The 10,304-nt window shown below is 37.6% G+C and carries 12 protein-coding genes; 5 read left to right on the top strand and 7 right to left on the bottom strand.

Features of this window, described 5'->3' with window-relative positions:
* The first annotated feature begins 290 nt into the window (after positions 1 to 290).
* The 3 genes from groES (at position 291) to R3333_RS08955 (ending at position 2,650) form a co-directional block, all read left to right on the top strand.
* Entirely contained in the window at positions 291 to 566 is a 276-nt protein-coding gene (groES, locus tag R3333_RS08965; protein WP_318958452.1) for a co-chaperone GroES, read from the top strand.
* Between the two features lie 16 nt (positions 567 to 582).
* Entirely contained in the window at positions 583 to 2,223 is a 1,641-nt protein-coding gene (groL, locus tag R3333_RS08960) for a chaperonin GroEL (RefSeq protein WP_318958451.1), read from the top strand.
* A 160-nt stretch (positions 2,224 to 2,383) separates the two neighbouring features.
* The gene (locus tag R3333_RS08955; RefSeq protein ID WP_318958450.1) at positions 2,384 to 2,650 is read left to right on the top strand and encodes a helix-turn-helix transcriptional regulator; all 267 of its coding nucleotides are present in this window, start codon (positions 2,384 to 2,386) and stop codon (positions 2,648 to 2,650) included.
* Between the two features lie 59 nt (positions 2,651 to 2,709).
* On the opposite strand, the gene R3333_RS08950 is transcribed toward R3333_RS08955, so the two are convergent.
* Complete coding sequence (locus tag R3333_RS08950) at positions 2,710 to 3,525, bottom strand: OmpA family protein (protein WP_318958449.1); 816 nt, start codon at positions 3,523 to 3,525, stop codon at positions 2,710 to 2,712.
* 118 nt (positions 3,526 to 3,643) lie between these two features.
* Between R3333_RS08950 and R3333_RS08945 the strand changes: the two genes are divergently transcribed.
* Positions 3,644 to 4,273, top strand: coding sequence for a 4'-phosphopantetheinyl transferase family protein (locus R3333_RS08945; RefSeq protein WP_318958448.1), 630 nt, complete (start codon positions 3,644 to 3,646; stop codon positions 4,271 to 4,273).
* Positions 4,263 to 4,991: a phosphoglycerol geranylgeranyltransferase gene (locus tag R3333_RS08940; protein WP_318958447.1), complete on the top strand. Its 729-nt coding sequence runs from the start codon at positions 4,263 to 4,265 to the stop codon at positions 4,989 to 4,991. The genes R3333_RS08945 and R3333_RS08940 overlap by 11 nt, the downstream gene beginning before the upstream one ends.
* A 70-nt stretch (positions 4,992 to 5,061) precedes the next feature.
* Here R3333_RS08940 and uvrC read toward each other — a convergent pair whose 3' ends face one another.
* The 6 genes from uvrC to R3333_RS08910 form a co-directional block, all read right to left on the bottom strand.
* A complete protein-coding gene (gene uvrC / locus R3333_RS08935) occupies positions 5,062 to 6,858 on the bottom strand; it encodes an excinuclease ABC subunit UvrC (RefSeq protein ID WP_318958446.1) in 1,797 nt (598 codons plus the stop codon).
* 59 nt (positions 6,859 to 6,917) lie between these two features.
* Entirely contained in the window at positions 6,918 to 7,328 is a 411-nt protein-coding gene (locus R3333_RS08930; protein WP_318958445.1) for a peroxiredoxin family protein, read from the bottom strand.
* Positions 7,325 to 8,620 carry a deoxyribodipyrimidine photo-lyase gene (locus R3333_RS08925; RefSeq protein WP_318958444.1) on the bottom strand — a complete coding sequence of 432 codons (1,296 nt, stop codon included), beginning with the start codon at positions 8,618 to 8,620 and terminating at the stop codon, positions 7,325 to 7,327. Before R3333_RS08925 ends, R3333_RS08930 begins: the two co-directional genes overlap by 4 nt.
* Before the next feature lie 68 nt (positions 8,621 to 8,688).
* Entirely contained in the window at positions 8,689 to 9,099 is a 411-nt protein-coding gene (locus R3333_RS08920) for a 6-carboxytetrahydropterin synthase (RefSeq protein WP_318958443.1), read from the bottom strand.
* Between the two features lie 17 nt (positions 9,100 to 9,116).
* Positions 9,117 to 9,641 carry an isopentenyl-diphosphate Delta-isomerase gene (idi, locus tag R3333_RS08915; protein ID WP_318958442.1) on the bottom strand — a complete coding sequence of 175 codons (525 nt, stop codon included), beginning with the start codon at positions 9,639 to 9,641 and terminating at the stop codon, positions 9,117 to 9,119.
* Between the two features lie 3 nt (positions 9,642 to 9,644).
* A partial coding sequence (locus tag R3333_RS08910) for a phytoene/squalene synthase family protein (RefSeq protein ID WP_318958441.1) occupies positions 9,645 to 10,304 on the bottom strand: 660 nt, incomplete at its 5' end.

Here is a 10,304-nt window from a genome sequence, read left to right as displayed (position 1 = left end):
TATCGGAGTTTTATCTATTGTAATGACAATGATTTACAAAGGACAAGACGCACCAGTTCAACAAGAAGAAGCAACACAAACAGAACAGCCAGTTCAAGCTCCAGCAGGAGAACAAGGAGGAGCTCAATAATAAGCGTGGCATTTCGTCATTCTTATTTGGCTTAAACAATATTTTAAAATGTCAGTATGTCACGCATACTGACATTTTTTTTGCTTTCAACTGTCAAATATGCTTTGGCATATTTTTCGACAAGGAGCACCATATAAATTTTACATAAACACAAATAGATATGTCATTAATGAAACCATTAGCAGACCGCGTTCTTATAGAGCCAGCGCCTGCAGAAGAAAAGACAGCAAGTGGAATTATTATTCCAGATACAGCGAAAGAGAAACCATTAAGAGGAACTATCGTTGCTGCCGGAAATGGTAAACCAGACGAGCCTATGACGGTAAAAGTTGGCGATAGCGTAATCTATGGTCAGTACTCAGGAACTGAGATCAAATTAGAAGGTAAGACTTACCTTATCATGAGAGAAGCAGACATTTACGGAATCATCGGTTAATTAAAAAATTAAGACAATGGCAAAAGATATTTACTTCGACGTAGAAGCAAGAGAAAAATTAAAAAAAGGTGTTGATGCATTAGCAAATGCAGTGAAAGTAACCTTAGGACCAAAAGGAAGAAACGTTGTAATAGACAAAAAATTTGGAGCTCCACACGTAACTAAAGATGGTGTTACTGTAGCCAAAGAAGTTGAGTTGAAAGACGCAACTGAAAACATGGGAGCACAAATGGTAAAAGAAGTTGCTTCTAAAACTGCAGACATTGCAGGAGACGGAACAACTACTGCAACTGTATTGGCACAAGCTATCATTACTGCAGGATTGAAAAACGTTGCAGCAGGAGCAAACCCAATGGACTTGAAAAGAGGTATCGATAAAGCAGTTACGGCTATCGTTGCTAAATTGAAAGAATTATCTCAAGAGGTTGGTTCTGATAACGATAAAATCAAACAAATTGCTTCTATCTCTGCAAACAATGACGAGATGATTGGATCATTGATTGCTGAAGCAATGAAAGTTGTTGGAAACGATGGTGTGATTACTGTTGAAGAAGCGAAAGGAACAGAAACTGAAGTAAGAACGGTAGAAGGTATGCAGTTCGACAGAGGTTACTTATCTCCATACTTCGTAACAAATACAGAGAAAATGATCGCTGATTTGGAGAATCCATACATCCTTATCTACGACAAGAAAATCTCTAACATGAAGGATTTACTTCCTGTACTTGAGCCAGTTGCTCAATCTGGAAAACCTTTATTAATTATTGCTGAAGATGTTGATGGTGAAGCCTTAACTACTTTGGTAGTAAACAGAATTAGAGGATCACTGAAAATTGCTGCAGTTAAAGCTCCAGGATTTGGTGATAGAAGAAAAGCAATGTTAGAAGACATCGCAATCTTAACAGGTGGACAAGTAATCTCTGAAGAAAGAGGATTTACTTTAGAGAACGCAACAGTTGATATGTTGGGTACTGCTGAAAAAGTTGAGATCGACAAAGACAACACTACAGTTGTTAACGGAGCTGGACAAAAAGAAGCAATCACTGCACGTGTAGAGCAAATCAAAGTGCAAATGGAAGCTTCAACTTCTGACTACGATAAAGAGAAATTACAAGAGCGTTTGGCTAAATTAGCTGGAGGAGTTGCTGTTCTTTACGTAGGTGCTGCTACTGAAGTAGAGATGAAGGAGAAGAAAGATAGAGTTGATGACGCATTAGCTGCAACAAGAGCCGCTGTTCAAGAAGGAATCATCCCAGGTGGTGGTGTTGCTTTGATTCGTGCAGTAGACGCTATCGAAAACTTAGAAGGAGTTAATGACGACGAGACTACAGGTATCGCTATCGTAAGAAGAGCAATTGAAGAGCCTTTACGTCAAATTATTGCTAACGCAGGTGGTGAAGGAGCTGTTATCGTTCAACGTGTGAAAGAAGGTAAAGATGACTTTGGTTACAACGCAAGAACTGAAGTATTCGAAAACCTTTACGCTGCTGGAGTTATTGATCCAACTAAAGTAACGCGTATCGCTATCGAAAACGCTGCTTCTATCGCTTCTATGTTGTTGACTACAGAATGTGTAATTGTAGATGAACCACAAGAAGAAGGTGCACCAGCAGGAATGCCAGGAGGTATGCCAGGTGGAATGCCAGGAATGATGTAATTTATATCCGCTTCGGCGGATTTCTCTGTCCTAATTTCCTGTTTTTACAGATAGTTAGGCTGGCAATATATATGGAGAGTCTCTTTTTAAGGGACTCTCTTTTTTTTGGAAGACCAAATGATATTGACTGAATTTGTCAAGAACTAATAAGTCAATAAAAATGAATATCCTTAAAACACAACGTAACCATTTAAAGTTGAAAGTTAAGGACTTGGCACAAGTTAGTGGAATAGATCAAGCCTTAATCAGCAAATTTGAAAATGGTAAACTCCTTCCAACAAAGCTTCAAATAATTACCCTATCAAAACACTTACAACTTCCAGTAGAAGATGTTTTAACGTGGTGGATGAAAGAGAAAATCTTTGCTCAAATAGACGATTATCAAAAAGCACCTCAAAGTGAGGTGCTTTTTACACTCTACATATGAAACGTTCTTATGCTCTAACTATCACGTGTCAATTGCTGCTAAAATTGTAGAGTAGCTAATTATTTTATCAATATTTCTACTCGTCTATCTGCGAGGTTATTTATTCCTGTTTGGTATTTACTTTTCAACCCTACATAACTCAGTCTATCTTCTTCTATTCCTCTTTGCACGAGATAATCATAAACTGCCTTTGCTCTATCTTCAGACAAGGTCTTTCTACCTGTAACTAAATTCACCCCTTCTCCTCCATCTTTCATACAACAAACATGTCCTTGTATTTCAATTTTTACTTCTGGATTATTCCTTAGTTCACGCAACAGCTCATTCAAAATTGGGTAAGCAGAATTTAAAAACTCATCCTTCCCTCCTACAAACTGTATTGCTTCTAATCTTATTTTATCCCCTTTCACAACATTTGTTAACGCAACGCTTTTCTTTTCAACTATAGGCTCTGCTTTATCTAATCCTTCTCGTTTTTGCTTCAGGTTATAACTTACCCTCAAGGTAGCCACCCTATTGTTTTTTCTTTGTTCAATAAATGATAGTGTTGAATCTTTTAATGCTATTTCTCCCAAAGCTTGGGTCTCAATTTTATGACCTTCTAGCATTAGGTTATTTACGAGATAAGACTTTACAAAATCTGCTCTCTTTTGAGATAAAACCATATTGCTTTTTACGCTTCCCACATCATCACAACTTGCAGTAATTTTTATCTGTTGCACAAGTACTGTATCCAATAATTGCGCTACCTTCTTGAATTCTAAGCTTGAAAACGTAGCTCTATTTGATTCAAAATAAAAAGAGAATGTTTGGGTTTCTTGTCCAAAGGTAATTCCTGAGAACAGTAGTAAGCACACACAGATTATTGACTTCATTTATTTAGGTTTTTAAGCGTAACGCAGCAAACGTGAATTGTTACAACCAATAAATCAAATTATAGATATTCACACAGCTCTCTACCTTCAAACACCAAAGATTTCTTATCTTTTCCCCGTGTTTACCTTCGAAAAAATAGCTATCAATGATGTGGAAGTTCATTTAATGTTCTATAAAGATTTTCCAATTGATGAACATTTACACAATTTACTTCCCAAAGAACTAGATAAACTCGCTACTTTCTCGCATCCTAACCGAAGAAGAGAGTACGTGGCTACCCGAGTTTTGAGAACTACCAAATTTGGGAACGATGAAATTCTGTACAATTCCATTGGAGCACCTTATATAGAAGGAGAAGGTTATATTTCCATTTCTCATTCTACCAATGTGGTTGGACTTGCTTTTTGTAAACACCACGCTGTAGGATTGGATTTAGAACCCATCAGAGAAAAGGTCCACCGCGTAAAACACAAGTTTTTAAGTGAGAAAGAAAAAGCTTCCTTAGATCTAGACTCCACGGAAGAAATGATCAAAGTTTGGAGTGCAAAAGAAGCCCTTTATAAATTGGCTGGACGAAAAGAAATCATATTCGCCAAGCAATTGTTGCTGCATAAAATTGATGATGAAAACTGGATAGGGAACATTATCAATCCCTTTTTAACCCGACGCGTTGAAATGAAAATTTTAACCCATAAGGATTTTGTAATCTCTGTAAACGCTGAAGCTTATTTCGATTATGACAACTAGGCTACTCAATCAAATCAAAGCCAGAACTGGGCAGATTGCTGTACTGATAGATCCAGAGAAGAGTCAGGACGTTGAATACTTACGAGATTTGATTAAAAAGGCAGAATTTGCTGGGATAGACTACTTTTTTGTGGGTGGAAGTACGGCGAATAAAACGCAATTAGATTTTGTGGTTAGAACCTTGAAAGCACTTACCTTAATTCCTGTGGTATTGTTTCCCGGTAATTATCATCAAGTTTCAGAAGATGCTGATGCAATGCTCTATTTAAGTCTCTTATCCGGCAGAAACCCAGAATATTTGATTGGACAACACATACAAAATGCTGCAGATATCAAGGCTATGAATTTGGAAGTGATTCCTACTGCTTATTTATTGATTGATGGTGGAAAACAAAGCGCGGTGGCTTATGTGAGTCAAACTACTCCCCTACCGCAAGATCAAATCTCTTTGATAACCAATACGGCGATTGCCGGAGAATTACAGGGCAAACAACTCATTTATTTAGATGCCGGCTCTGGTGCCACAGAAAGTGTTGATCCGAAAATTGTAAAGGCCTTGCAAGGAAAAACCACCTTACCCCTCGTAGTAGGCGGTGGTTTACGATCCATTGAACAGCTGGAAAACTTAATATCTGTCAATGTATTAGTTATCGGTAATAAGCTCGAAGAAGACTTGGATTTCTTATTGGATATAAGGAATTTGAAGGCAAAGAATTAACTCCACCAAGGATGGAAGGGGTAGCGCTTCAACAAATTTGAGACTGTTGCGAACAACCTGGTCTAGGGGACTAATGAAAATACTCCCAAATCAACTTGGCCTTAGAAAAACCAACGATGCTTTCTATTTCTTCTTTTTTGGCTTTTTTAATGTTAGAAATGGTCTTGAACGCCTTCATCAAATCTTCTTGGGTTTTGGGACCAATACCATTGATCTGCGTGATTTCGGAAACCAAAGCAGCTTTACTTCTTCTGTTTCTGTGATGGGTAATACCAAAGCGGTGGGCTTCGTTACGCATGTGTTGTATCACCTTTAAACTTTCAGATTTTTTATCGAGGTACAAAGGCAAACTATCTCCTGGGAAGAAAATTTCTTCCAAACGCTTGGCAATACCAACGATGGCAATCTTTCCACGTAAGTCTAATTGCTCCAAGGCTTCCAATGCAGCGCCTAATTGACCTTTACCTCCATCAATCACGATGAGCTGAGGCAAGGGCTCGTTTTCATCTAATAAGCGCTTATAACGTCTGTAAACGGCCTCTGTCATAGAAGCATAATCATCTGGACCTACAACGGTTTTTATATTAAAATGACGGTAATCCTTTTTACTGGGTTTGGCATTTTTAAACACCACACAAGCAGAAACAGGATTGGTTCCTTGAATATTAGAGTTATCGAAACATTCCATGTGCACTGGTAATTCTTGCAAACGGAAATCTTTTTGAATCGTTTCTAAAATTCTGTTGGCGTGCTTCTCTGGATTTTTGATTTTCTCTTGCTTGTATTTATCCATTTGGAAGAAACGCGCATTCTTTAAAGACAGATCTATCAAATACTTTTTATCTCCGCGTTGTGGTGCAAAGAACTTAAATTCATCAAACTCTAAATTCAAATCTTCTTCTACCAAAACTTCCTTAGAAATACTCTTGAAACGCTCGCGCATTTCCAAAAGCACATAAGCCAAAATCTCTTCTTTGGTTTCGGCCATGTTCTTTTTTACCTCTACGGTAAATCCATTGATAATGGCTCCGTTGGCAATCATCAAGTAATTTACAAAAGCACTTTTCTCGTCTTGCAACATGGTAATTACATCAACCTTGTCGATGACTGGAGAAACCACCGTTGATTTAGCTTTGTACTTTTCTAAAGATTCAATTTTCAGCTTGTAATTCTGAGCTTCTTCAAAGGCATATTGTTCTGCAGCAAGTGCCATCTTCTCTTTCAAATCCTTGATCAAAGAAGAAATATTCCCTTTTACAATGTGTTTGATTTGCTTAATATACTCATCGTAATTCTTCTGAGAATCTTTACCTACACATGGCCCTAAACAATTCCCAATGTGGTATTCTAAACACACTTTGTACTTCTTCTCCTCTATTTTGTTCTGATGTAAATCGAGGTTACAGGTACGTATAGGGTACAATTCTCGAATCAGCTCCAAGAGCGTGTTCATTACCTTTACCGAGGGGTATGGACCGAAATATTGGGAACCATCTTTTACGATGCGACGCGTACTAAAGACTCGAGGAAAGGGTTCATTTTTAATACAAATCCACGGGTAGGTTTTATCATCTTTTAATTGAATGTTGTACTTGGGTTGATACTTCTTTATCAAGTTATTTTCCAAGAGCAAGGCATCCAATTCTGTGTCTACTACAATATACTTTATATCACGAATATTGCGCACAAGTATTCTTGTCTTCGCCGTATCATGATTTTTGGTAAAATAGGAAGTTACTCTACGCTTAAGGTTCTTGGCCTTCCCAACATAAATGATTTTTCCTTTATCATTAAAATATTGGTAAATCCCCGGTTTTTCGGGTAGGGTTTTGAGCTTAAACTTTATTTCTTCCTTGTAGTTTTCCACGTCAACAAAAATAAAGAATTACACATAAGAAAATGGATACACAGGAAGAAAGACAGGGATTATGCCCCGAAAAGTTCACGAATGTCAAAAGCATTATTTTTCCAACTGCGTTGTAAACTCCCATCCCTATCTAACAAGAATATTTGATCAGGCTTACTATTCAACAAGCTCTTTTTAGCTCCCAATGCCTTTGTTAGTTCCTTTTTCTCATCTGAAATAAAAGTGAAGGGCCATTCTTTTGCACGTTGAAGTTCTAAATTTTCTTTGGGAGACAAATAGTTCAGTACATACACTTCAATATTTGCATCTACCAGTGTATCAAAATTCTCCAGCAAGATTTCTTCAACTTCCTCCTCCTTACTTTGAACTAGGAATAATAACTTGCTTTCACCGATTAAAGAAAGCGTATGAATAATGGTTTCTTGGTGGGTTTTCAGTCTAAGATTGGGTAACTTTTCTCCTATTTTCATGATTTGTTTAAAGCAAATTTATAGGCATCCAATGCCCTTTGTCGCGCCATTTTATGTTCTACCACAGGCGAAGGATATTTGGAAGTGCCGTATTCTGGAATCCACTTTCTAACGTATCGTTCATCCTTATCGAACTTCTGGAGCTGACTTTCGGGGTTAAAAATACGAAAATAGGGTTGTGCATCAACACCAGAACTCGCGGCCCATTGCCACCCCCCAACATTGCTGGCTAAGTCAAAATCTAACAATTTCTCCGCAAAATAGGCCTCTCCCCAGCGCCAATCAATTAAAAGGTGTTTGGTTAAAAAACTCGCCACTACCATACGAACACGGTTATGCATAAAGCCCGTTTTATTGAGTTCTCTCATCCCGGCGTCTACCATAGGGTAACCTGTTTTTCCTTTGCACCACAATTCAAACTCTTCTTTATTGTTGCGCCATTGCACTTTATCGTATTCAGGTTTAAACGCTTTATTTACGGATGTTGGAAAGTGAAACAAAATCATTTGGTAAAAATCCCTCCAAATCAATTCATTCCAATATTTCTCATTGTGTTGTTGCGCAAAACGGGAGAGCTCGCGTATAGAGATTGTACCAAAACGCAAGTGAATACTTAATCGACTCGTCCCTTTAATGGCCGGTATATCTCTGTTATCGTGATAAGATTTTACTATACTTTTAGGAAATTCACGTGAAGGAAATTCTTGCGTTTGTTCATTCTCAAAACCCATCTTCTCTAGGCTAATAATAGGATTGGGTTTAACTTGATTCAGGGCACTTAGGTACTTTCTTGTGGGATAAGATGAGGAATAAAATTCATTGAGCTTCTCTTTCCATTTTCTCATGTAAGGGGTGTAAACTTTGTAGGGCGTACCATCGTCTTTCAATACTTCATCTTTCTCAAATATCACGTGATCTTTGGCACCGACAAACTCCACACCTTCCTCCTTGAAAAGCTCATGTAACTGAGCATCTCTTTCCCTTGCATAAGGTTCGTAATCTCTATTGGTAAAAACGGCTTGCAGCTTTTGTTCTTTTATCAATTTCTGATAGACGTCTTGCGGTGTCCCATAAAAAACCCACAAATCTCCACCATACTTTTGATACTCTGCCTTTAATCTGAGTAACTCTTGATGAATAAAAACAACACGTTGATCATCCTTTGGCAATTCGTCCAAAATATTGGTATCAAAAATAAAAATGGGCTGTACCTCATCACTCGATTTGAGTGCTTTGTACAACCCAGCATTATCATCTATACGTAAATCTCTTCTGTGCCAAAATATATTCATCTCTCTGTACTTTCTCGTGTCGCTTGATTAACACCCGTTTCAAAGAAAAGTTCGGCTTTAGAAATATTTTATTCTTCTCCGTATTCTACCCAGTTCTTTTGCGTTTCATACAACCTTAAATACAATCCCAATTTAGGGTCAATTTTTTCGCGCAATAAACGGTAACAAACCATTACTATATTCTCCGCAGTAGGGTTTAAATTTTTGAATTCCTCCGTATCTAAGTTCAAGTTTTTATGATCAAAGCGTTCACACACTTCTCCTCTAATAATTTCTTTTAAAACTTTCAAATCCATCAGGTATCCCGTTTCAGGATCTGGCTCGCCACTTACATAGGTTTCGAGTACGTAATTGTGCCCGTGATAGTTGGGAGAATTACATTTTCCAAATACTTCCAAATTGGTTTGTTCATCCCACTTTGGATTGTTTAATCTATGTGCGGCGTTAAACGTTTCTCTTCTACAGATTTTCAATCTCATATATTCATCTAACAGGTCTATAATCCTGCCATTATTTTTTCCAAATGTTCATCCATGATGATGCGAAACCATGGTGTATAATCGTCAGGATGCAAAGCTATATCTTTTCGTAGATCTTGGACGTTTATGTACTTCCAATCTTCTACCTCTTCCGGATTCGGAAGTGGAGCTGCATTGTATCTTCCTGTAAGTAAGAAATCGAGTTCGTGTTCGGTTAAACCATTGGCAAAGGGTGCTTTGTATATAAACGAATGATGCTCCTTAAGTTCTGGTAAACTAAATCCCATCTCCTCTTGTAAACGTCTTTTTCCGGCTTCTACTATCGTTTCATCTTTTCTAGGATGAGAACAACAGGCATTGGTCCACAAACCACCGCAATGATACTTATCACTGGCGCGTTTATGAATTAAAACCTCTCTTTTATCGTTGAAAATCATTACCGAGAAAGCACGATGAAGGAGCCCTTTTTCGTGCACCTCCATTTTCTCCATTTCACCTAAAAAATTATTCTCCTCGTCAACTAAAATAATCTGTTCGCTCATCTATTACACTAAGTTAAGACTATGTCTGAGATAAGAAGATATAAAAAGCCCGTATTTTCTGTTGTTAGGAATACGAATACGTTGATTTAAGATCACCTTAGCCGGTGTTTCTTTGATTTTTTTGAACAATTTATAGTAGTATATATAGGCCATATAGGTTCCAAACCTCGCATTCTTAGGTAATTGCATAATTCCGTTATAACCCAACTCAAAGTCTATGGCAATATCTGCCTCGATTTGCTTCTTGATTACATCGTTGAATTCTTTTAAATCTACCCCTGGGAAATAAGTTCTCCCTAACTCGTGGTAATCTGCTTTTAAATCTCTTAAGAAATTGATTTTTTGGAAAGCGGATCCCAACTTCATGGCTGGAGATTTTAAGCGTTCATACTCCGCTTCATCACCACGCACGAATACCTTTAAACACATCAATCCTACTACCTCTGCGGAACCTAGAATGTATTGCTCATACTTTTCTTGGCTGTAAAATTCTTTGGTCAAATCCATTTCCATAGAATGTAAAAAGGTGTCTATGATCTCTTTGGATATGTTGTATTGGCGTACTGTAGATTGAAAGGAGTTTAAAATTGGATTTAAAGAAATCCCCCTATCAATGGCTTTATGTGTTTCTTCTTTGAACTCTTCTAACAAGAGTTTTTTATC

It is taken from the genome of Lishizhenia sp., from assembly GCF_033720595.1.
Classification (GTDB): Bacteria; Bacteroidota; Bacteroidia; order Flavobacteriales_D; family Crocinitomicaceae; genus Lishizhenia.
This window is presented reverse-complemented; position numbering and strand designations above follow the sequence as displayed.